Source organism: Anabaena sp. FACHB-1237, assembly GCF_014696225.1.
Classification (GTDB): Bacteria; Cyanobacteriota; Cyanobacteriia; order Cyanobacteriales; family Nostocaceae; genus FACHB-1237.
Genome location: NZ_JACJPV010000016.1, coordinates 43,032 through 66,420, shown reverse-complemented (window position 1 = coordinate 66,420; position 23,389 = coordinate 43,032). Strand labels below are relative to the sequence as shown.

The following is a 23,389-nucleotide window of genomic DNA, read 5'->3' as shown; positions in this document are numbered from 1 at the left end:
TTATTTAACTAGTTTATCTTATTTATCTTAACTATTTTATCAGCGATCGCTCCTATTCTTCTACTCCAATTATTTTCTGGGTTTTCTCTATAATATAATCGTGATTGACTGCTATCTTTTGGTGTGGATGGCGTGGAAAATTCCATTAATTCTTGGCATTGGGGTAATATTTCCATAACTATAGTTTGATATTTTCTCTGAATTGTGTTTTTTAATTCCTCTAGGTTTTCGCTGATGGCTTGATTAATCACCAGTTCTGTAGTAAGTTTTAAGTTAGTCTTAATTATTTCTAAACTATTGAAAGTTTCTTGCCAATCTTGTTGATTTTCTCGTAAGGAAATTAAAACCATATCTGATATACTCATGATTAATAAATTGGCTTCTTGAATCCCTGGAGAACAATCTATTAATAAATAATCTATCTGATCTTCATTCTCCTGTTTAGTAATAGTTTTTAACCCTTGACAAAGATGTTTATAATCTATTTCTTGACTAGTTGTGGTGATGATATCCCCTATTTTTCCACTAGCAGGGATTAGTTTTATAGGTAGTCCAAAACTTGCCCCCACATCAGCTATAGTTTTGAGAATATTCCCCTCTTTATTTAAGTAATTATTCAGATAAAAATTTAAGTCCTGGGTAGGGAAGAAATGATGTAATCCCGGAGCAGCAAAATTTGTATCTACTATTGCCACTTTTTTCTTGTATTTTTCGGCGATCGCTGCTGCTACATTAGCAGTAATAGTAGTTTTACCTGTACCATCTCTAAAGGAATAAAATGAGATAATTTTAGCCATGATTTTTCTCTCCCTATTTTAATTATTTACCTTGAAACTTGCTCTTAATTTTTCAGATTCTTGAACTAACTTGCGAATAGACGCTTTTTTCTGTTCCACAGGATTAACACTCACATCTAGCCAACTTTCTTGAATTTTTTGACATTTTTGACATAATGATGCTAACCAATTTTCTTTATTAACTTTATTAAACTGTGGTGTTAAATGTATGGGTGCAGATTCATGAGAGTCAATTTGTAAGAGAATATCCAAATTATGATCTATAGGAATTATCTCCCGATCTACCCGATCTAATTTATCTAATTCTCCCTTTAATTCTCCTGCTTTTTCCATTAATTGTGTTAAAATCCTGCGGCGAATAATTTTCTCAGCTTGTTCTTGCTTCTTATTTTCTTCTTCGCGGATTAAATCCCAATCAACTTCTTTAATGTTAATTCTCTCCACACCATAAATAGTGGCAGAAGTTCCTAAAAATACTATCAAAGCAGGAATTAATGGCAACCAATAAGCAAACAATATACCTCCCCAACAAATGACAAATAAACCTCCTGCTGTGATGAATACGGAAGCAAAAACCAAGGATGATTTAATTTTAGGATAGCTTAAAAGTCCTCCCACAATTGACCATCCTAAAATCCATAACCATTCCCCCCATTCAGGAAAATAGTCTATGGTAGCTGGACGCTCACCTTCTCCCGCGCTAATGATTTGACTCACAATTTGGGCATGAATATGCACACCAGGCATCATCGCTTGTTTTTGATATGGTGTTGGAAAAACATCTTTTCTACTTAATGCCGTATACCCTACTAAAACTACTTTATCTTTGATATCTTCACGTTTAAAATTATTAGTTAGTATGTCAGAAACACTAATTTCTTTACTTGCTTTACCACGAGAACGGTAGTTAAGTAAAATTTGATAATCGCTAGTTTGTAAATTTTGATAACCTCCTGAATCTGGTTCTAATGGTTTAAATATAGCTTTACCTATTTGCAAAAATTGGGTATATTTGAAGGTTTTGGAATCTTGTTCTGGTTGTTTGATTTCCACACTTTCCGGAAAATAACTTGTTCCTAATAAAAAAGCGAAGGACGATAATGTCTTCTCAGGATTACTACATAAATGTTTATTTTCCTGTTTAATTTTATCGTTTTCTGGAGGACTACTAATTAAAAGTCCCCTTCTTAATACTCCATCTTGATCAGGTAAAACATTAACAATTGCTACTGCCTCTTGAAGTTCTTCGCTATTAAAAACCTCTGGAGGTTTGATACCTCTATCATCCTTTCCGTCATTCATTTGACAAGGTACAACAATCTTATTAGACTCATTAGATGATTGAAACACCTGTTGTAACGTTTGATGACCTTCACCAATGGCAATATCTCTAAAGATATCTATACCAATTACTTTTGCCTCAGATTCTTCTAACTTTTGTATAACTTCTGCCAATTGACCATCAGAAATTTGATCAGATTTGAGTTTTTCTATATCTTGTTCGGTGTATCCAACAACTAATACTCGCGGATCTTCCGGTTCATCAGGACGAAGATTAACTAATAAGTCAAAAGTGGCTATTTCCCAAGTTTGTAACCCTCCTAAAGTGCGAATACCTAATACTATTGCTGTAATACTCACACTAGCAATTAATACCTTAGTTCCCCATTTAGTCTTTTTTAAAGATTGATGAACTTCTGGATTTTTTAGCCAGTTATCTATTTTTGATTTCACTTGAGATATGATATTCATGATTTTTTACCCTGAGAAAATTGTTTGAGAAAATTATTATTTAATGAACTTATTAATTTGTGTCAATCAACACCATAAATTTATCATGTTTCAGTAAATATGTCTACTACCAGAAATTACCTATCAAAGTAAAAGCACTCCAGTAATAAGGATGTTTAAAATCCATATCTCCTAATTTTTTTAATTCTTCTGGTAACTCCTCTTTATAATTGTTAATTACTAAATAACCATTTTCAAATCTGATATTTCCTTGACTCATATCATACTGTGCTTGTCTTAAAGCTTCCGCTTTTGGCTGAGATTGTAAATTTTTGTAAAAACTAACCATTAAAGCAAAGGTGCTAGGATCGCTCACAGACCACAAAGTAGCCACTACAGAATTAACACCTGATGCTACTGCAACCCCGGCAAAACCCATATCTGCTTGTTCATTAGCTATAGCCGTTTCACAAGCACTAAGTACCATTAAATCTACCTTGGGTGAATTATTTAACTCAAGTTTGGTTTCCAGTTCACGTAATTTGACCTTTTCATTACCATAAAATTGAATGTAAGACTCATCTAAACTACCTGCAAATTTACCATGAGTTGCTAAATGAATGATGCGGAATTGTTGGGAATCTCGCAGTTTTTTAAAGTTTTCCACTGTGAACTTCTCATTGAGATAACTGAGAGAATCTTTAGGAGAATTTTTGCTAGTATCTCCCAATTTCCAGATATGAGTAATTGCCTTTAATTCTCCTGGTACTGCGGGAAGTTCAGCTAAACCTGAATCTTTAAATTCTGATGCTCCCATGGCCATAATTTTCGTATTTTTATCAAAAGATTGTGGTTTTTCTGGTAAACTAATAGAAGCACTGGGAATAATGGCAATTTTATATTTATTAATAATAAAATCCTGTCCATCATGAATTGCTGCTATGGGTAAAGAGCGTAATTCTGTATCCATAACAAACACTAAAGTATCAATTTTTTTAGCTTGTAAATGTTCCAGAATTGGTTTAATTAAGATGTTATACATCTCCTGGCTATATTTGGTATTATAGTCCTCTTTACTGGTAGCAGCTTCATTATCATTCACCTTTCTGCGATATAATTTTCTGATTTCTTTAATGTCTGCTCTGGTTTTCCCTGTAGGAATTGAAGTAATATCTTGGCCATCAGCAGTAGTTAAAATCAACTCTAATTCATCGCTATCTTGTCTAAAACCTGATAATTTCGATTCTTTACTTTGATTTTTCCTTTGAAACTGTGCATAAATTATGCCTGGTTTTAATCCACTAATTTCTCCAGCTTCTCCTAAACGTCTTTTGATTTCTTGAGTAGATAATTGTACAGATTTTCTACCAAAATACGTATCATATTCACTATTGCTCTTAGCCTCAGCATCAGCAGCATATTCTAATTTTTCTCCATAATTACTGGGAATGTTAATAGAATCTACAGAATTTTTAGGAACATTTGGTGGTGGTTCTTTACTGAGAATATCCACATTTTTAGCAGTAAAATTACCAGCAATATTCATATTAACAAATACGGTTTCTCCAGCTATTATTGCCCCTTTTGTACCACTTCCTTTGGGGTTTCTTAAAAAGTTTAGAGGTAAATTACCAACTTCTAAAACGGAAGCACCATGAGTAAGGTTAAATGTACCACTACTTATAGATCCTAGAGTAGAAATACTAGCAATTTGTCCACTAAAAGATGTAAAAGTATCGTTAGCTGTGAAGTAAACTAGTGAGCTAATAGTAATATTACCACCTTTATTTCCTGAACTTTCCGCGTTAATTGATCCTATTTGAATGTTTTGATTTCCTGGTCCTAAAATTACATTACCAGCTTTACCAAATGTACCACCAGTATTAATATTTTTAGTGGTTAACAGAGAAAATGGTTCTATAGTAATATCTGCTCCTGTACTGCCAGAACTGTTAATATTGCCTGTGGAAACCGAACCAGTAGCCAATATTGCTTCCGTTAATTGATCCTCTGGAATATTGCGCGGTGTGACACTAATGGTAACTTCTCCTCCTGTACCATTAACTGCACTAGTATTAATGTCCTTCGTATCAATATTATTGTAGGCTTGAAGAGTAACTTGACCACCATTTCCGTTGGTGGAACTAGTTTTAATATTGCCAGTTTCTATTTTACCATTAGGGGTGACAATTTCTACAGGTTGACCTTGGGTTGTGATATTACCTGTGGTGATATTTTGGTTAGCTTTTAGAGAGACACTAGCCGCACCTGTACCATTAATATTACCATGACCTGCGATTGTTCCTGTGCCAATAGGCGATCGCAAAATTAAAGGATTTTTTAAATTAAAATCACCTGCTAAATTAACAGTACCACTATGATTAACAGTAGCAAAAGTAATAGATTTAAAACCATCACCTATAAAATTCATTTCTGCACTATTCAACACCAAATTTCCTGGACTATCATTACCTATACCTCCTAAACTAATATTTTGAGTTGTGGTTAAAGGTAAAATATTTAAAGTTACATTTGTACCAGTCACATTATTATTAAAATTCAAAGCATTAGTATTTAAAGTAGAATTACCAGTAAATTTCACAATATCATTATAAGTTTGTCCATCAGCACCAATGGTAGTAATATTATTATTAATTTCTGTAATTCCTCCTGCATTAGTAGTAATAGAATCTAAAGCATTATTGCCACCAACTGCATTATTAAAACGGTTAATTCCTGTAGTATTTAAAGTTAAGTGTCTGGCAATACCTTGAGAGTTAACAGTACCATTAAAAGTTAAATTACCACTATTTGTACTTTCTAAAATGATATTATTTCCTAAGAGTAACTTATCCCCATAGGTTTGATTTCCTGTGGTAGCAATATTGGTAGTAGTCATCACAGTAGTACCATTATTATCAGTAATTAAAGCAGAAAGTGGCATTACAGAACCCACCAAACCATTAAAACTGGTTATTCCTCCAGTATTCACAGTTAAACTTTGAGGACTAGTATTACTATCCACAGTATTATTAAAACTAATATCACCATTATTACTACTATTTAAAACTGTATCACTAGCAATTTTTACAGGAGTATCATAAACCTGTTTATCAGTAGTATTGATAACACTACTATTAATAATAGTTGTACCATTACCAGTTAAATTGAGAGAACCTAAAGCAGTAGAATTTCCTATTTTTTGAGTATTATCTTTCCCTAAAGTAGTAATTCCTTGACTATTAACTGTTAAAAACTTACCTGAATTTACCGCGTCAATATTACCATTTAACCTTACATTTTTACCCATTAAAGTTGCATTTTCTCGGAGTAAAATATCACCATTATAGGTTTGATTATTTTTAGTAAAAACATTACCATAAATATCAATATTACCCAAAACATTGATATTATAATCTTGAGAACTTAAATTGACTGGACTACTATTAGAAGCTATATTAATAAAATTATCAGCTTTACCAATAGTAACATTACCAGTAGTATTAATATTAGCTAATTCACTATTATTAACATTAAAATCACCAATATTATCAGTATTACCAATAGTAACCTGTGTACCAGTAGTAGAAGGTTGTAAAACTAAATTACCACTGCCTAAATTTAAACTAGCATTTAATTCGACATCTGGCGCATTAATGGTTAAATTACGATTATTTCCTGTTAAGGTATTATTGAAATATACACTTCCTGTACCATTAATATCGGCATCTGTGGTAAATTGGGTATCAACATTGAGATTAACTTGATTATTATAAGTTTGACTTTCATTAGTGGTAATATTGGCATTAATTTGAGTTATACCAGCACCATTAATAGTAAGATTATTTAAAGGAGATTTATCACCAACCGTATTAATAAAATTAATATTACCATTACCAGGATTAAGCGTTAAGTTGGTAGTACCATTAACAGTATTGCCAAAACTAATATTATTATTGTTAGCTGTTAAAGTGGGATTATTAGCTATAAGAATAATATCTTGATAATTTTGCAACCCAGAAGTTGTAATATCTCCATTAATTTTAGTTGTACCATTAGCATCAGTAAATAAACTTGCTGCTTTGACGGTACTATTAAAAATGGTTGTACCTCCAGCATTTGCAGTAATATTGCCTAAAGTTGTAGTATTTCCTACTGCATCAACAAAAGTCAAATTTCCACTACCAGCATTTACAGTTAAATTGCTATTACCATCTACAGTACCATTTAGGAAAATACCATTACCTGATAAACTGGGATTATTAACAACAGTAACATTCGTATTATAGTTTTGACTATTTGCGGTATTAATATTAGCTTTAATTTCTGTATTTCCAGTACCATTAGTGATTAAACTTCCTAAGGTAACGATATTGCTAAAAGTTAAATTGCTACTACCAGTATTAGCAGTAAAATCTAAATTATTACCAGTGAGAGTATGGTTAAAAATAATACCATTTCCAGTAAATGTAGAGGGGTTTTTGAAAATAGTTACTGGACTATTATAGGTTTGAACAGCAGAAGTAGAAATATTTTCCTTGATATCTATACTATTACCACTAGCAGTTAAATTAGTTAAAGGTGTAGAACTTCCTACATTTTTGGTAAAAGTGAGTGTTCCACTACCAGCATTTACAGTTAAATTGCTATTACCATCTACAGTTTCATTAAAAGCAATAGTATTACCTGATAAACTGGGATTATTAGCAACAGTAACAACATCATTATAGGTTTGACTTCCAGTAGTAGTAATATTACCAGTTAATTGAATCTTACCTCCAACATCAGTAATTAAACTACCAGCATTAACATTATTAAATAGAGTATTTCCTGTACTATTAGCCGTTAAAATTCCTATTGCTGTCACAGTATCACTAACATCTATTTCATCCCCAGTTAACGATATATTTCCTAATGGTGTACTATCACCAACTTTAGCATTAAAACTGATTTTACCTGTACCACTATTAACTGTTAAATTACGATTTTGTCCAGTGGTACTATTGACATTTCCATTAAAATTAATATCTCCATTAGCACTATTAACTGTAGCATCTTGAGTAACTTCCACATTTTTTAAAGTTACATTAGCATTGCTACTATTAATTGTACCCGCGATGTTTGTATTTGATGCAGAACTGGTATTTACTCCTCCTAAAAAGTTAGTATTACCTGTAAAAGTTAATGTTCCAGTGTTATTAAATGTGGTATTACCAGCAATATTATTAGTTGTACCCAGAAAAGAAATATTGTAAGGTTGGTTTGTTGTAGTAAAAGTATTGTTAACATTAAGATTATTATTGAAAGCAACCGTACCTGTAGTGTTTGTCAGGGTTAATTTAGCAACACTAATACTATTACTAAAAGTTGTACCTCCACTATTAACAACTTCTATTTCTCCTGCATTAATAACATTGCTACTAACTGTTATGGGTTGTGTTTTACTATTTAAACTAATTTTACCATTACCAGCTTTAAGATCACCTGATAAATTCATGGGATCTATATTTGTATTAGTATCATATTCTAGGGTAATATTGCCAGAAGTATCAATTGTTTTACCAGTTGCTAAGTTAATCGTAGCATTGCCAGAATCTCTTTGACCATTTTTAGAACCTGAATCATTTGCTGTTGCTGACAAACTACCCTTGAGTTTAATATCATTATTAATCAGAATTGAACGTCCCGCTTGTAATGTTAAGTTACCAGCATTAGTATTTCCAGAACTATCAATAGCATCAGTAACAGTAATATCAGTATTAGCTTGCAGGATTAAATTAGCACTATCTAAAGCGTTTACAACTGCACTAGGTTTAAATGTAACATCAATATTTTGTTGATCAGAAAAAAGATTATCATTATTACCTATATTATTTTGTCCGCCATTAGCAATAATAATATTTTTGGGATCTAAAAGTAATGTACCCCTTGTTCCCTGTGCTGCTAATAAATTAACATTACCTTGAAAAATTAAACTCTCTTTTCCTGAAACTTCCGCAAAAGCACCATTACCACCATTAACTCCACCTTGTCCGGATATCTTACCATTAAATCTAGTAGTATTATCTGCCCAAACTATGGCTTTTCCCCCATTACCTATATTCTTAGAATCTACTTTAATAGTGGAATTTTCATCTACCACAGTAATTTTAGAATTGGGTAATGTCCCTTTACCTTGAAAGTCCCCTCCTATTAATACTGTACCACCTCCATTATTACCAGAAGCGTCAATATTTGCCCCAATTACTACTACTTTATTCCCAAAAATACCAACTTTTCCGCCCTGTTGTCCAGATACATCTACCTTACCAGAAACTATATTCGTTCCTGCTTCTTTGGGAAGATTAATATTAGAATTAGTCAGTTGAATATTACCATCATTGGTATTTTTTACCCCTACATTCAAACTAGGATGGGTATTAGTTAATAAATAAGGTAAGTCTTGAACAGGAATTACCCACTCATTTGGTAAATTACTATTAGGTACAATAGGTTTAACATCTATGCTTAATAAATTTCCTGGGGTACTCATCCGCACTACATTTTGTCCAGGAACAGCAGTTAATGTAATATTTCCTCCTGGGGTAGAAATTGTGCCAGTATTAATAATTGTACCACCTAATAAGTTAATATTATTACCAGAAAATACTCCTAAATCTCCACTATTAATTATTGCCCCTGGGTTAGCCATTGTAAAGGCAAAAGCATTAGGATCTCCCAGTAAGTTATTATAATTGTTATTGCCACTAGCATTAAACCAACTATTACCAAATCCTATACTATTTGCTGTGGTTGCTGTGAAACTACCCGGTAAATTTAATGTAGCATTACTGCCAAATACAAAACCAGAAGGGTTCATTAGAAATAGGTTACTATTACCCCCCGTCACTTGAATTAAACCATTAATATAGGAAGGATCCCCTCCTACTATTCTCCCTAAAATGTTGCGAATTTGTGGGTTAGAAAGAAAGTTAGCCACTTGGTCAGAATTAAGGTTAAACTTTTCAAAGCTATGAAATAAATTAACCCCATCTCCTGATTTTGTACCCCCTTGTATATCTAATCTGTCACCATGAGGATTAACTATTGTTCCTGTAGGATCTTGCGCCGGGGTAATTTGTGCTACTGTTGGTGATATATTGGCAAATATACTAACTGGAATTATGCCAATTATGGCGGTAATAATAGATAAATAACGATAAGATTTTCGAGGTACATTCATAATATTATGGGGTGGTTGATGGGTTTATTGACATTATTGACAAGTAATTAGTTATTAATTTTCGGATATTTTGTGGTCTGTAGGGTGCGTCAGACAGAATAATTTAGGCTAAAATTACCAATTTTAAGATTCTGACACACCCTACTTTATCTAACTGGCAACTTACGTTATTAAATAATATTAAATAAGTAGTTTATTTATTTGTTCTACCCAGAGTAGTCTTTCTGTATGTTCTAAATTCAAAATATCTTCTCTGGACCAATGAAAGTATAGGGCAATTAAGGCTACCTCTTGATATAATTGTGACAAGGGGTAGCCAAATACTCCCCCTCATTTAACCAGTTTCCACTAGGTTGATTCATTTGTAAATAGAGGTTTTGCAAATAATTAAAGTCTGGTAAAAACAGTTGTTCTAATATTATTGGTGTAATTGGCGAAATATTGCCTATATTACTAATTAATCTGGATAACATCACAAATATGGCATATTCAGAAAATTCTTGCACTTGATGATATTTTTGCACTATTATCTCATCTTTTCCTGTGGCTGCCCTAATTTTTCCCTGTCTTTCAATTTGATTATTTTCACTTATTAATCCTTGAGGTAATGTAAAATTAATTTCTGTGCATATCATGGTTTTATTCCTCTGTTATTTATGGTTATTTATTATTAGGAAATAATGGGATTATTGTTTTCATCTAAACCATTTATTTGCCTATAGAAATTTTGTAAGTAACTCAAGTCTACGGCAAAAAGATTTTCAATTACTGCTGGGTTAATTTCATCTAATGCTCCCAGTTTAACAATCACACGAGAAAGTATAATTACTGTGGCATAAGCTGGGTTAGATTTGACTCTAGGATCACGCATGGGCATTATTTCATCCATTGCCCTTGATAGTCTCATAATCCCTGTACGATGAATATTACCATCACTATCTACATATCCTTTAATTAGGTTAAATTCAAATTCTGTTTGGATCATAATTTTGCATAATTAAATGGTTAAATAAGTTGAGAGTGTTGACTATTTAACTCTAATAAATTCATCAACTGCCAATTCTATTTCTTCAATTTCAAATTCATTACTTCCTGCTTTTACTCCAGAAAGTTTATATTTTACTGGCCATCCTCCTAAAAATCTAAATCTAGCTTGTTCTTCTGCACCTTGATTATAAATAGTTAAATCTCCATCTTTTTTTTGTTTTGCCCAATTTCCCTCTTCCACTTCTTTTAACCAGTTCCAGATTGATAGGGATATGCTTAAACCCCGTTTTAAGATAATGTTATCACTTTTGGAATTACCAGGGATTTTTGTCCGCACTACACGGCCAAATTTTGCCTGTTTACTTTTACCCCATTGTTGAGGAGTAACTTCCACTATTTCTATCACTTCTTGAGAACGTTGAAATCCTTGGCATTCCATGAAATAACCATCTATTTCATCATTAGAACCAGCAATATTTTGCAGTTTAAGTTCTAAATAAAAACGGCAGGCCGTTAGAACTTCAAATGTGGGTTTTTTTGTTTCCATTTTGGTAGATTTTAGTTTTGGTAGTTTTTCAATTTTTGCCAATCCAATTATTAGAGTTTACACAAAAAGAACATATCAACATAATTTACCCCTATTCCCTATTCCCCTATTCCCTATTGCTATTCTTTAGTTATTTGACACGATGCAAACTTTCATAAACAAATTCCACTGTTTCTGTGGTTAAACCTTCTGCACCTGCTTCTAATTTGGTTGATTTATAACTTGAGGGCATCATTCCTGTTAAATTCCATCTTGCAGCTTCTTCTCCACCTTGATTGTAAAGAGTTATTGACCCTGTTTTCCGTTCTCCTTTAGTTTTTGATCCTCCACCTACACTAACCTGAGAATGGGAGTCTATAAACCATTGATATAGGCGTTTGTCTTGAACAGTAGCTACAAAATCTACAGTTATTTTGGCATTACTTATACCTGTAACTGTTGCTTGAATGACGCTTTTTCCACCTTTGGTTACACCATAGGATTTCGCATCACCAGTAGTTTGTAATGTGGTAGCAACGCCACTTACTTTTTTAACTATTAAATCAGTTAATCCGTCTATTTCTACATAATATTTGGAACAAGCAAGAATTTCACCCTTTGCCATATTTCACTCCTGTGATGATTTATGTAATGATATATTAAATTACTCGAAGAATTTCTTCGGCAACTATTTCATAGGTTTCTACTGCTAAATCTTTGCTTTCTGATGAAAAATCACTCACTTTGTAAGTTTTAATCCAGCAATTTGTCAAGTTCCAACGCAAAATTTCTTGATCTTCAGAATCATAAGCCACTATAGAGCCATTTTTGCGATTTGATGACCATTTTCCATCACCACCTTCACTTTTTGGCATTGTCCCTTTCATCCAATTATAAAAATCCATGTCACCTTCCACTACAAAGGCTTCAAAGGTAACATTAGGGTTTTCTTCAAAACCAGAAGATGTGCTTTGCCACAGGGTTTTACCACTTTTTGTGGAAGCTAAGGGCTTTTCATGGCCTGCCGTTTGTCCTGTGAATTTTACTTCTGTCACACTTTTGATTAGTTTTTGGGTAATTCCATCAAATTCAACGTAAAATCTACTAGTTGGTATGGGTTTTAATTCAGGCATTTTTCACCTCTTTTCTATGAGAACATTAACCAAAAGTTGATATTTTAATTGTAAGTATTCTGCTAATTCTTTAATTGATAATTGATGATCTTCCATTGTCAATTATCAATTATCAATTAATATCTGTTTTTATTCGTTAGGATTCCATTGACTTACGCGGAAAATCACAAATTCCGCAGGTCTGACTGGAGATACTCCTACTTCAACATATAAACGTCCCATCATCATGGTATCATAAGTGTTTAATTCCCCATCACATTTGACGTAAAAGGCTTCCTCTGCACTCGCACCAAATAAAGCACCTTCTCTCCACATTCTGGTAAGGAATGTACTAACGGTTCGTTTAACTCTTTCCCACAGATCCTGATCATTTGGTTCAAATACTACCCATTGTGTTCCCATTTCAATGGATTTTTCAATGTAGCTGACTAAGCGTCGCACACTAATATAACGCCATTGAATGTTGTCTTTTTCTACTAGGGTACGTGCGCCCCACACTTTGTAGCCCCTGCTGTATGTGCTGAAATTACGGATACAGTTGATACCTTCAGGATTTAGTAGTTGCTGTTCCCGCATATTGGTTTCGTAAGCTAGTCCTAATACTCCTCTGGGAGTTTCGTTAGCTGGGGCTTTAAAAATACCACGAGTTTCATCAGTACGACACCAAATACCCATCATGTGACCACAGGGAGGTACTGATATGGGATTACCTTTGTCTCTGGGATTAGCCACTTTAATCCAGGGATAGTAAAGCGCACCAAACATAGAACGACGATTAAATTGTTTTAACCACTCAAAAATATCTTGAGGTGTTTGTTTGTCGGGAGTAACTGCTTTATTACTTTTACCAGGTTTTACTGGTGGTGGATCTAATACTACCATACGGAAAGCTGGACCGGGAAAGGCATTTTCACAGTTAGTAATTAACGCTTCCATCACTCCATGTACTTGTTCTAGGTCTATATAACCTTTTTGATAAAGTAACATTAAGTCTGGACAGGCAATCATGGCAATTTCGTCTACTTCAAAGTTTCCTAGTACGCCTTTGCGATCGCCTTTTTGCCCCTGTAAATCCCTGACTTCATCCCCTTGGGCTGTAATATAAGGTGCTGATGTAACTACGTATTCACCATTTTTAGGACGGCAACTTAATAAACCACCTGTCACCGCATTATCAGGTAAACCCACTGTTACATATTCATTATCTGCCAAGGCTACAAATACTGAAGTACCAAATTCTGTGGATGCGGCCTGGTTAATAAGATGTTCATAAGTTCCTTTTTCTTCTCCGTTTTCTTTAATAGTAATCTTAAAGTATTCACCACTATCCATAGGAGGTTTGCCAGTGTACCCTTCTGGTATTGTTGGTGTACTTTCGCTGATAATTACCTGAATGCGTCGGGAAATACTGTGATCATTTGTCTCTTGATTATCGCCAGCAGCTACTATAGCTGATGTATCTGATTTGATATTAAATTTTAAGGCAGGTTTACTGGCAGAGGTTAATACTTTAGTAGCAATTTTATCTTCTGAAGGTTTAGCTGTTCCTGGTAATTCTGTTCCAATACTTGTTATCCAACAACGTCCACCACCATTATCAAACCATCCCTTAACGGCAAAAGGCAGATAAGCGTTAAAATTAGTAAATCCATCAGAACCAGGTTTAGCAAAAAACTTTAAATACTGCTCCCAATTAGTGATCATAATGGGTGTGAATAGTTCTGCATCACCTTTTACATCTTCGGTAAAACCAATGAAGCCTGCCACACTCATATTCACGCCTTCAATGGGGCGACTCCCACGGTCAATCTCTTCTACATACACCCCAGGAGCAAAATAATCTAATGCCATCAGTAGCTCTCCTCTATTATTTTGGTTGCCAACAAGTAGCTAAGAAGTATTGCTGCAAATTACACAATACAGTTTACTATAATAGTTACCTAAATGGAAAGAAATGTAAAAATATCTTTATATCTTCAGGAATTTGTTACGAAGATTTACATATATCCCAAAACTTGATGATTGTGCTTGACAATAGTTATATTTTCTTAATAATTCTTCTGGTCATAATTCTTGATTGGTATATATTATGATACTAGGATGATTTACAATGAGTCAATTTGAGTACTGAGTAATATGACAAACAAGTAATCTGTATGATTAATTAAATTAATGTTTATTAAAAAAATCATAGGAAATAATTATGGCTAAAAAAGATTATAAACAAGCAGGTAAAAATATTGCCGGAGAAATCAAACAAAGAGGCATTAGTGAGTTTCTTGGTCGAGTAAATAATGTCCTGAGTAATACTAGCAACAATGTCTTAAAATTTGTGCCCGCACCTATTAGAAGTTTCTTGCCTTTTATTGCCCATGAGTTAGATATTAAAGCCCCAACTGCTGATGGTTTATTTAATAAATTAACCGTGAAGTCAGAATCACAACTAGAAGCAGCGCGAGAAGATTTAGAAAGTCGTGAAACTGCCATTTTGCAACAAATATCAGATGAGATAAAAAAGGAATATCCACCATTAAAAACAGGAAAGGAAATTACTGGTAATCGTGGTAGATATCAAATCAAAGAATTTTTGGATAAATTTACTCAATTTACTCAAGACTCTTTAGCAGATCGCCAAGCTAGATATTTTTATCAAGCTATTGAACTACCAGATAGCGAACCTATTATTATTGAGGAGTTTTTATTTCCTAAAGCTGAAAACGAGAGAAACAATCAAAAAAGAGCCGAAATTGAGGAAAAAATAAAGTATATTCAATATAATTTCGAGCGAATTTCTGGATTAATATTAGCAGATGGTAGAATACAGGATTTTCGGTTAATTACACCAGATGAAGCTATATTTGATCATGAGGAAAAACGTTATTATTTAGTCTTTAAAAATACTTTTTATCATGGTCATTCTCTAGGTAGTTACATTAGAGAAAATGGGGCTATGAGTAATGTAGAAGTATATCAAGTTTTAAATCAAGTTTTGCAAAGTTTACAATTTCTGCATACGCAAAAATTCTTGTTACCTTCGGGAAGCGAAAACAAAAAAAAATACCATGGTAATTTAAGTTTAGATACTTTAGTAATTGTTCCTAGTTTACAAGGATTTTTAATTTATTTGCGGGATTTATCTTTATGGGAACATCAATATAATGATGTATGGAAAAATCAAGATAGTGAAGATACTGTTAAAATTAAATGTAAAAAAGATGTACAAGATTTAGGTAAAATTGGTTTTGCTTTATTAGCAGGTAAGGAAGCTAATAATATTACTGATCTGAAATTACCTAATACAGTTAATGATGAGTTGAAAGAATTTTTATTCAAGTTAATTAGTAATGAGTTTAGCAGTGCAGAAAAAGCGCGTCAAAGCTTACCTAATTTACAGAATATAGCCAGAGAAAGTAAGTCGGATAAAGATGATCAGGAAGATGAAAAAACGTCAAACAACACCATCAACTTCCACACTTGGCAACTGATTTTATTAGGAAGTTGTGGAATTTTGTTATTATTTATAGGTATATTTTGGTTATTGAATATTAATAAAAGTCGGCAAGATAATCAAAACCAAACTTTGAAATCTCTTGACAAAATAGTTGCTATTCCTCAAGGTAAATTTGTGTATTCATGTCTGAAAGAAGCTGATGTAATTTGGCGTTATGTGTTAACTACAGAAAAACTTTTACCTGGTGGAGAAAGTTTAGAGAAAAATTTAGGAAGACTTTTACCATCTGTAGAATTGGACTATGATAAACCTACACAATTAGATAATATAACGAGACTAAAAAATGGAGAAATAGATTTTGCTATTAGTACAATAGTGAATAATAATAAAAATTCTGAGTTGGGATATGAAGAATTTGCTTATGATGGTTTAGTGGTGTTTGTTGCTTTTAGTAAAGAGGGGAGACAAGATAGTTTACCCACTGCTTTGGAAGGAAAAATTACTCTAGAACAGTTACAGAAAATATATACGGGAGAAATTACTAATTGGCGTGATGTTACGGGTATAAATGGACCAAATTTAAAAATTAAATTATATATTTCACGAAATGCGGAAGCGGTAGGAAATTTTGAACAGCGTGTTTTAAAAACAGAGGAAAATATTAGTAGGTTTAGAAGACTGTTAACGGCAAAAGAGAAAAATGACATTCCTAAAGTGAGTCAGTTAGAAACTTTTGAGACATTTAGGAGTATTATCAAAGATTTTGAAAATGTTGATAGTAAGAATGTAAGAATTGGTGGTATTGGTTTTGATTTTTTGAGTAAGACCTATGGACAATGTTCTATTTATCCTTTAGCTTTACAGCATGAGAATAAGTATGTGGTTTCTCCGTTAATACAACTTAATGGTAAGCCGATTAATCCACGGGAAACAGATTTATGTAATAAATCATCTTATGTGCCGAATAGTCGACAATTTATTAATCAAAGTTATCCTTTAGCCTATCCTTTATCTGTAGTTTATTTGCGAGATAATCGTCAAGAACCAAAGGGAAAAAAGTTTGGTGAGGTGTTACAAAGTAAGGAAGTTCAATGTTTATTGAAACATACTGGTTTGGTGACTTTACAACCTTTGAAGAGTAGTGAAGATTGTCAGATTAGTAAGTAGTTCAGGACTTACGCAACTGGCACATTGGTAGGGTGTGGTTCGACGAGCTCACCAACCACGTCAGACAGTATAAATCATGTAAATAACCAAATAACCAAATTGTTGATATCTGACGCACCCACTCAACAGATTTTTTAGTGTGACACTTGCGTAAGTCCTATAGTTACAGCACATTCCATCTACATGAGGTACACTAGGAACACAGCAAGATGCCTGTGTTGCAAGGGTTTTATCATTAATATCTGTACCTCATAATAACAGAAACTGCTGTATCAGTTATCAGAAGTCACTTTTGAGTAGTCAGCTATATCGGTCTATCGGTTTTAGGTTAAGCCTGCCTGGAAATTCATTTCCAGGCTAATAGCTCAAGTTTACTAAAGTAAACTAAACAAATTTAACAAATTTTCGGGTTATTTTAGTCATCTAAAGATGACTTTTGTTATGAAACTAGGAATTAATTCCCAGTCTAGCTATGGGTTTTAGGTTAAGCCTGGCTGGAAATTCATTTGAGGAGTGCTAAACCCTTACTGACATCTGACGGCTGACAACTACGCTGGAACTACAAATTTCTCATTACCAGCTAATTCAAAAGCTGCATGAATTACTTGTAATGCTTTAACTCCTTCATTTTGTGAGACTACACAACTAACTTTAATTTCTGACGTGGCTATCATTTGGATGTTGATCTTTTCTGCTGCTAAGGCTGTAAACATTTTCGCAGCAATGCCTGGATGCCCTACCATCCCAGAACCCACTATACTAACTTTAGCTATATCATTATCTAATATTACTTCTCCCCAACCCATTTCACGGGCTACTTGGGTTAGTTTTTCCTGGGCATTTACGGCGTCTATTTTTGCTACTGTAAAAGCTATGTCTCTTCTTGCTTCTCCATTGACTAACCGACATCGTTGGGATTGAATTATCATATCTATGCTGATATTTTTTTCAGCTAATAGTCCAAATAGTTTGGCTGCCATTCCTGGTTTATCTGCAACTTGACGAATTGCTAATCTTGCTTGGTTCATATCTAAGGCTACACCACGTACTCCTGGAGTTTCTGGACTAGTATTGACTATAGCGGTGTGAGAGGAGTTAATTTCAAAGGCATTACATAAAGCGGAAATTGAGCGATCGCAATCTTCCGCATCTACTACACAACTTACCTTAACTTCGCTAGTGGAAATCATCTGAATATTTACACCGGCATCGGCTAAAGTTTGAAACATTTTAGCAGCTACTCCTGGTCTACCAATCATTCCTGCCCCGGCAATACTGACTTTAGCGGTATTTTTTTCTACTAACACTTCTGCTTCATCAGCATCAACATGATTGCGTAAAGCTGGTGCTATGGCAGATGCCACTGCTTCTGCTCGATTTAAAATAGGCATATTGACGGTAAAAGCAATGTCATTACTATTACCTTCATGAATAGATTGAATAATTAAATCTACATCCACATCTTGATCTGCAATTTCATTAAACAATCTAGCAGCGACTCCAGGGCGATCAGGAATACGCAATAATGATACTTTACCCTGATCTAAATCAAATTCTATGGCATCCACAGGACGAGCTAATTCTAAATTGACTAATTCCCGTTCTCGTCCTTGAGGACTTGTTACATAAGTACCTGGTTGATCAGTCCAACTAGAGCGTACTACTAAAGGTACACCATAATTTCTGGCAATTTCCACTGCACGGGGATGTAATACTTTTGCTCCTAAACTAGCTAATTCTAACATTTCATCGCTGGTAATTTCTGTCATTAACTGTGCTTCTGGTACAATGCGCGGATCTGTAGTTAAAATCCCTGGTACATCGGTATAAATTTCACAGACATCTGCTTTCAATGCGGCGGCTAAAGCGACTGCGGAAGTATCAGAACCGCCTCTTCCCAAGGTGGTAATTTCTAAATCTTCTGTAGAACTAATGCCTTGAAATCCAGCTACAACAACGACTTTACCTGCATTGAGATGTTTTTTTAACCGTTGGGTTTCAATATGTAAAATGCGGGCGCGGCTATGGTGAGCTTCGGTAACAATTCCTACCTGTGCGCCAGTCATAGAAATGGCAGGTTGGCCAATTTCCTGTAATGCCATACTTAATAAAGCAATTGTTACTTGTTCCCCTGTGGAAAGTAACATATCCATTTCCCGACGGTTAGGGTTTTTAGAGATATCATGAGCTAGTTTAACTAGACCATCAGTGGTTTTACCCATAGCGGAAACTACTACTACGACAGAGTTTCCTATTTGGATGGTTTTACTAACTCTGTCAGCTACGGCTTGAATGCGTTCTACTGAACCCACAGATGTACCACCGTATTTTTGAACAATAAGCGCCATAGAATTGTCTGTGATTAATTTTTTGTAAGTTTTGATAATTTTAATTGAAAGCAGATGACTTTTGAGCTATACTGAGAGCTTGTGTAACAATATTTCTTATATTTCCCAGACTTAATAAATATCCATTAATATAATCAGGTTATTTGATGGTAAATAAGAGGATGTTTGACCTTCATATCCAGTATGAACTTCTGTTTGCACACTTTCAATACTTAATTTATAGTTATTAACATTCATATCAAATTTTGGCGTATATTTTCTACCTCGTATTGTTAATACCAAAGTTTCATCTTGAATAAAATAACGAATTAAACTTGAAGTATAAGAGTAATCTAAATGCTGTATTTCAGAATCACCTATTAGAGAACTATCTAGCTTAAAACTCAGATTAGATTTATAAATCTTAGGTTGTTATTTAATAACAAGAATGTCTTGTCTATATATCCTTCTCCTTTCAAAATAGCATATTCGCCATTTTTCACAGGAAGTAAAAATAGCCGTAACTTTTGGAATATATCTGGTCTGCTTTCTCTAGTATCTTGTTTACAAATTATTCTAACTTCTTTTATATCTTTAGCATTAATAAAATAAGGTTGGGTAAAATCATGATTATAAATCTTATATTTCTCAAAAATAGCTTTCCAATCTTTGCTTTGGGATGTAGTTTCTTGTTTATTGATCGTTATAAATCCTTATAAATCCTTCTGCCTTGAAATTTCATCTGAAAATGTATCTAGAAGTTACTAATTAGTAATTCAAATAGTTCACCTCGACAATGGCCTTTAGAATTAATATTCCGTCTAGCTTTCACTCGCTTAATATTATAATTTTCATAAAGGTCATCAAAAAAAGCATTTTCATGATTAAAATTTTTAACATCTGAATTGCTCAAAATAAAATAATGTCCACTGATATGTATTTGATCACAAAAATTTTTAAGTCTAAGTTGATCTTGGTCATTAAAATTTTCTAAAGAGTAGGATGTAAACGCTGAAGTATCATTAATGGGTTTATAAGGTGGATCTAAATAAAATAGGGTTGGTTTTTTAGCATATCTTATAGTTTCTGTAAAATCTCCCTGCAAAATTTTAACATTTTGTAAATGGTAATGGACAGAAATAATATTATCTACATTGCAAATTTTAGGTTGTTTATACTTGCCAAAAGGTACATTAAATTTACCTCTTTTATTAACTCGATATAAACCATTAAAACAAGTTTTATTTAAAAACAGCATTAAAGCAGTCTTATTAACTATATAAAATTCACTATCCTCTTGATTAAACTCATCTCTTTTGGCTAAGTAAAATTGTTTTTTATTCTCAATTGAGGTAAGATTATAATAAGTTTCTTCAATTTCTGAAAGTACTAAAACTAATTTCCTGTAATCCTCCTTTATTAGCTTGTAAGCACTTATCAAACTTGAATTAATATCATTGATAATAATGTTATTTATTTGGGAAAAATTTGACAAAATATGAAATAATACTGCTCCCCCACCAACAAATGGCTCAATGTAAGTACAGGTATTATACTTGGATATGTGATGACTAATCAGTTGATCAAGTTCATTAATTAATTGAGTCTTACCACCTACCCATTTAAGAAATGGTTTAGGATTTTGTACAAAATCTGCATTAAACAAAGACATAAATCTGAGGAAAATGATGGACAAATATCTTGATGACATTTGATAAGAAGGTTAGCTTTTTAAGCACAAGCATAACATTATACTATACTAAATGCTATTTTACAGCAGATTCCTTTGTTATGAGGTACAGTCTAAAATTCTTGGTTTTTAACTTCTACTTTATGCCTGAAAATCTTCCTGTAATTCCATTAGTAGCTGATTAAATCTAGAATTTTCACTGCTGATTTTTTGTTTTACAAGTGTCATGAGTTTTTACCGAATCTTTTTAACGCTTGTTTTTGTTTTATTCCTTGTTCAAAAGCTATGATTTCCTTTTCCCAATGATTAATTAAACCTGGATCTGGAAATGCTTTCTCTAATTCTAGCCTAATTTTTTCTTGGTGTTCAGCAATACGAGGTTCTAAGCTTATGTAATTCTCACCACAGGTCTATTGAAAGCAGGTAAACGCATCTAACTACCGACTCTTAACTCCTAACTTCTGACCGAAAATAATGGGATACAAGCCCCGTCCTTTTAGGACGGCTTTTCTTGATTTTTGATATACTCCTTTAATATCTCTAGCTGCGCACCTCCTACAGAGATAGCAAAATAACTAGGACTCCATAATGCTTCTTTATGGGGGTTTTTTGTAGCCGCCCATACCTACGACTAGATACGCCTTTTAAAGCATTTACTATCTGGGAGATAGATAGTTTGGGCGGATACTCAATAAGTGCATGAACGTGATTATCTTCACCATTAAACTCAAGCACTTGAAAATTCATTTTTTCAGCGACTTCTCGAAATGATTTTTCAATTAAATTAATACTTTCTCGAATACAGACCGACGATATTTAGTAACGCAGACCAAATGAATCTTTAAATCCGTAACACTATGCCTATTAGCCTACAAGGATGGAGACAATTTAGAACTTTATGTGAAGCTAAATCACAAAAGTTTAATAGAGAGTTCCGTGTTATTAGTAGATGGGAAGCAACAAGTCAAGTTTGCTCTGAATGTGGATACAAATGGGGTAAACTTGATTTAAAAATTCGGAAAATTCAGTGTTTAAATTGTGGAACTGAACAAGACCGTGATGAAAATGCTGCCAAAAATATTAATAAAGTCGGGATAGGGCATTGCCACGACTCTAAACGGACGCAGAGGCAGAGTAAGACTACTTAGGTAGTATCAGTCAGTGAAGCGTCAAGAATCACCGCGCCTTTAGGTCGGTGAGTATGTCAAATCAAACTTACAGCATCTTTGCTAACCCCAAATAACGAATACCTTGGGGGTAAACATCAAAGCGACATGGTAAAACTTCCAAACCCATATTTACTGCTTCTCGCAATAACTCAGCATATTTAGGATCTTTACTTTCACCTGGTGCAAATTCTAAACAATCACCACGATTGATAAAATATAACATTACTGCTCGACTATGGGGTAAAATTGCCATTAATTCTCTTAAATGTTTTTGTCCTCTAGTGGTTTCTGTATCAGGAAATAATGCTAAAGTACCATCACACCAAGTTGTGTTTTTCACTTCTAAATATATCGGTGATTGATTATCACTTGTTAAATAAAAATCCACTCTACTTTGGCGATTTTTACCATATATAACTTCACTTTTAACCTGTTGATATTGTCCCAACTCTGGAAAAAGATGTTTTTCTAAAGCTATCTTTACCACTTTATTAGGTAAATTAGTATTTACTCCTACCCAAGTAGGTTTATTATCATGAACTTCAATTAATTCTAATGTATAACCTAACTTACGTTTAGGGTTATCGCTTTGAGAAACTTGTACCGCACTACCAACTTGACTAACTCCCGTCATTGGTCCTGTATTTGGACAATGGGCAGTTACTATTTCTCCTGTGGATAGTTCAATATCAGCAAAAAAACGTTTATACCTTTTTAGTAGAGTACCAGATAGTAATGTAGGATAAGAATAAAGCCAGTTATTCATTAGGGAAAACACAATTATTGTATTGAGAGGAAGAAGCGTAAATTGTAGGTTTTTTAGATAGTTAATAGCTACTAAGCAGCTTCCAAAGGTGCCATAGTTAAACCAGCACGTCGTAACTGTTGATGATATAATTCAGCAGGTTCTTGGGGACCAACCCAAACTATGGCTTGTCCTTCATAGTGTACCTGATTAGTTAATTCCCAAGCGCGATCGCTTGACATTCCAGGAATATACTGCATCAGACACTTAGCAACATGATCAAAGGTATTAAAGTCATCATTCAAAACAATGACCTTATAATTAGGATAAGGCTTACGAACAGTTTGGTTAACCCGATCTGGAGTTACAGTAGGTGCAGCAGCCATAGTAAAAACACCAGGAAATAAAGTAAATTCTTTGACCATAAATTATATATTACTTACA

The 23,389-nt window shown here is 33.6% G+C and carries 18 protein-coding genes and 1 pseudogene; 2 read left to right on the top strand and 17 right to left on the bottom strand.

From position 1 onward, the window contains the following. Positions 1–8 precede the first annotated feature (8 nt). The 10 genes from H6F32_RS10450 to H6F32_RS10410 form a co-directional block, all read right to left on the bottom strand. Positions 9–797 carry an AAA family ATPase gene (locus tag H6F32_RS10450; protein ID WP_190369266.1) on the bottom strand — a complete coding sequence of 263 codons (789 nt, stop codon included), beginning with the start codon at positions 795–797 and terminating at the stop codon, positions 9–11. An 18-nt stretch (positions 798–815) separates the two neighbouring features. Continuing rightward, positions 816–2,549, bottom strand: a complete 1,734-nt coding sequence (locus H6F32_RS10445) for a CHASE2 domain-containing protein (RefSeq protein ID WP_190369265.1) — start codon at positions 2,547–2,549, stop codon at positions 816–818. Between the two features lie 106 nt (positions 2,550–2,655). Beyond that, positions 2,656–9,750 carry a CHAT domain-containing protein gene (locus tag H6F32_RS10440; protein ID WP_190369264.1) on the bottom strand — a complete coding sequence of 2,365 codons (7,095 nt, stop codon included), beginning with the start codon at positions 9,748–9,750 and terminating at the stop codon, positions 2,656–2,658. Positions 9,751–9,930: 180 nt separating this feature from the next. Continuing rightward, positions 9,931–10,059, bottom strand: a complete 129-nt coding sequence (locus H6F32_RS21080; protein WP_313926622.1) for a DUF6760 family protein — start codon at positions 10,057–10,059, stop codon at positions 9,931–9,933. Further along, on the bottom strand, positions 10,035–10,385 hold the full coding sequence (locus H6F32_RS10435) for a hypothetical protein (RefSeq protein WP_190369263.1): 351 nt from the start codon (positions 10,383–10,385) through the stop codon (positions 10,035–10,037). Before H6F32_RS10435 ends, H6F32_RS21080 begins: the two co-directional genes overlap by 25 nt. Positions 10,386–10,420: 35 nt before the next feature. Further along, the gene (locus H6F32_RS10430) at positions 10,421–10,735 is read right to left on the bottom strand and encodes a hypothetical protein (RefSeq protein ID WP_190369262.1); all 315 of its coding nucleotides are present in this window, start codon (positions 10,733–10,735) and stop codon (positions 10,421–10,423) included. 42 nt (positions 10,736–10,777) lie between these two features. Further along, a complete protein-coding gene (locus H6F32_RS10425) occupies positions 10,778–11,284 on the bottom strand; it encodes a phage tail protein (RefSeq protein ID WP_190369261.1) in 507 nt (168 codons plus the stop codon). A gap of 130 nt (positions 11,285–11,414) precedes the next feature. After that, entirely contained in the window at positions 11,415–11,888 is a 474-nt protein-coding gene (locus H6F32_RS10420) for a phage tail protein (protein WP_190369260.1), read from the bottom strand. Positions 11,889–11,922: 34 nt separating this feature from the next. Continuing rightward, complete coding sequence (locus H6F32_RS10415; protein WP_190369259.1) at positions 11,923–12,396, bottom strand: phage tail protein; 474 nt, start codon at positions 12,394–12,396, stop codon at positions 11,923–11,925. 129 nt (positions 12,397–12,525) lie between these two features. Then, positions 12,526–14,247 (bottom strand): phage tail sheath C-terminal domain-containing protein, encoded by a 1,722-nt coding sequence (locus tag H6F32_RS10410; protein ID WP_190369258.1) that lies wholly within the window; start codon positions 14,245–14,247, stop codon positions 12,526–12,528. 352 nt (positions 14,248–14,599) lie between these two features. On the opposite strand from H6F32_RS10410, the gene H6F32_RS10405 reads away from it, so the two are divergent. Continuing rightward, positions 14,600–17,014 carry a PstS family phosphate ABC transporter substrate-binding protein gene (locus H6F32_RS10405; RefSeq protein ID WP_190369257.1) on the top strand — a complete coding sequence of 805 codons (2,415 nt, stop codon included), beginning with the start codon at positions 14,600–14,602 and terminating at the stop codon, positions 17,012–17,014. 548 nt (positions 17,015–17,562) lie between these two features. On the opposite strand, the gene H6F32_RS10400 is transcribed toward H6F32_RS10405, so the two are convergent. From H6F32_RS10400 to tnpA, 5 genes and pseudogenes are all read right to left on the bottom strand, one after another. Continuing rightward, the gene (locus H6F32_RS10400) at positions 17,563–19,362 is read right to left on the bottom strand and encodes an aspartate kinase (protein WP_190369256.1); all 1,800 of its coding nucleotides are present in this window, start codon (positions 19,360–19,362) and stop codon (positions 17,563–17,565) included. Positions 19,363–19,473: 111 nt separating this feature from the next. Next, positions 19,474–19,764 (bottom strand): DUF6997 domain-containing protein, encoded by a 291-nt coding sequence (locus H6F32_RS21195; protein ID WP_395939595.1) that lies wholly within the window; start codon positions 19,762–19,764, stop codon positions 19,474–19,476. Beyond that, positions 19,746–20,042 (bottom strand): type II restriction enzyme, encoded by a 297-nt coding sequence (locus H6F32_RS21190; protein WP_395939594.1) that lies wholly within the window; start codon positions 20,040–20,042, stop codon positions 19,746–19,748. The genes H6F32_RS21195 and H6F32_RS21190 overlap by 19 nt, the downstream gene beginning before the upstream one ends. Before the next feature lie 53 nt (positions 20,043–20,095). Then, positions 20,096–21,013, bottom strand: coding sequence for a Dam family site-specific DNA-(adenine-N6)-methyltransferase (locus H6F32_RS10390; protein ID WP_190369254.1), 918 nt, complete (start codon positions 21,011–21,013; stop codon positions 20,096–20,098). Positions 21,014–21,527: 514 nt separating this feature from the next. Beyond that, positions 21,528–21,870 (bottom strand): annotated as a pseudogene (tnpA, locus tag H6F32_RS10385) (IS200/IS605 family transposase). Between the two features lie 18 nt (positions 21,871–21,888). Between tnpA and H6F32_RS10380 the strand changes: the two are divergent. Beyond that, a complete protein-coding gene (locus tag H6F32_RS10380) occupies positions 21,889–22,179 on the top strand; it encodes a transposase (protein WP_242031101.1) in 291 nt (96 codons plus the stop codon). A gap of 67 nt (positions 22,180–22,246) precedes the next feature. Here H6F32_RS10380 and sfsA read toward each other — a convergent pair whose 3' ends face one another. Together sfsA and clpS are read right to left on the bottom strand one after the other, a co-directional pair. Next, positions 22,247–22,966: a DNA/RNA nuclease SfsA gene (gene sfsA, locus H6F32_RS10375; protein WP_190369253.1), complete on the bottom strand. Its 720-nt coding sequence runs from the start codon at positions 22,964–22,966 to the stop codon at positions 22,247–22,249. A gap of 71 nt (positions 22,967–23,037) precedes the next feature. Continuing rightward, positions 23,038–23,370: an ATP-dependent Clp protease adapter ClpS gene (clpS, locus tag H6F32_RS10370; RefSeq protein ID WP_190369252.1), complete on the bottom strand. Its 333-nt coding sequence runs from the start codon at positions 23,368–23,370 to the stop codon at positions 23,038–23,040. Positions 23,371–23,389: the final 19 nt, after the last annotated feature.

Bases quoted from the DNA above. Each gene is read 5' to 3' on its own strand.
- H6F32_RS10450 (WP_190369266.1), bottom strand. From the start codon at position 797: ATGGCTAAAATTATCTCATTTTATTCCTTTAGAGATGGTACAGGTAAA.
- H6F32_RS10445 (WP_190369265.1), bottom strand. From the start codon at position 2,549: ATGAATATCATATCTCAAGTGAAATCAAAAATAGATAACTGGCTAAAA.
- H6F32_RS10440 (WP_190369264.1), bottom strand. From the start codon at position 9,750: ATGAATGTACCTCGAAAATCTTATCGTTATTTATCTATTATTACCGCC.
- H6F32_RS10435 (WP_190369263.1), bottom strand. From the start codon at position 10,385: ATGATATGCACAGAAATTAATTTTACATTACCTCAAGGATTAATAAGT.
- H6F32_RS10430 (WP_190369262.1), bottom strand. From the start codon at position 10,735: ATGATCCAAACAGAATTTGAATTTAACCTAATTAAAGGATATGTAGAT.
- H6F32_RS10425 (WP_190369261.1), bottom strand. From the start codon at position 11,284: ATGGAAACAAAAAAACCCACATTTGAAGTTCTAACGGCCTGCCGTTTT.
- H6F32_RS10420 (WP_190369260.1), bottom strand. From the start codon at position 11,888: ATGGCAAAGGGTGAAATTCTTGCTTGTTCCAAATATTATGTAGAAATA.
- H6F32_RS10415 (WP_190369259.1), bottom strand. From the start codon at position 12,396: ATGCCTGAATTAAAACCCATACCAACTAGTAGATTTTACGTTGAATTT.
- H6F32_RS10410 (WP_190369258.1), bottom strand. From the start codon at position 14,247: ATGGCATTAGATTATTTTGCTCCTGGGGTGTATGTAGAAGAGATTGAC.
- H6F32_RS10405 (WP_190369257.1), top strand. From the start codon at position 14,600: ATGGCTAAAAAAGATTATAAACAAGCAGGTAAAAATATTGCCGGAGAA.
- H6F32_RS10400 (WP_190369256.1), bottom strand. From the start codon at position 19,362: ATGGCGCTTATTGTTCAAAAATACGGTGGTACATCTGTGGGTTCAGTA.
- H6F32_RS10390 (WP_190369254.1), bottom strand. From the start codon at position 21,013: ATGTCTTTGTTTAATGCAGATTTTGTACAAAATCCTAAACCATTTCTT.
- H6F32_RS10380 (WP_242031101.1), top strand. From the start codon at position 21,889: ATGCCTATTAGCCTACAAGGATGGAGACAATTTAGAACTTTATGTGAA.
- sfsA (WP_190369253.1), bottom strand. From the start codon at position 22,966: ATGAATAACTGGCTTTATTCTTATCCTACATTACTATCTGGTACTCTA.
- clpS (WP_190369252.1), bottom strand. From the start codon at position 23,370: ATGGTCAAAGAATTTACTTTATTTCCTGGTGTTTTTACTATGGCTGCT.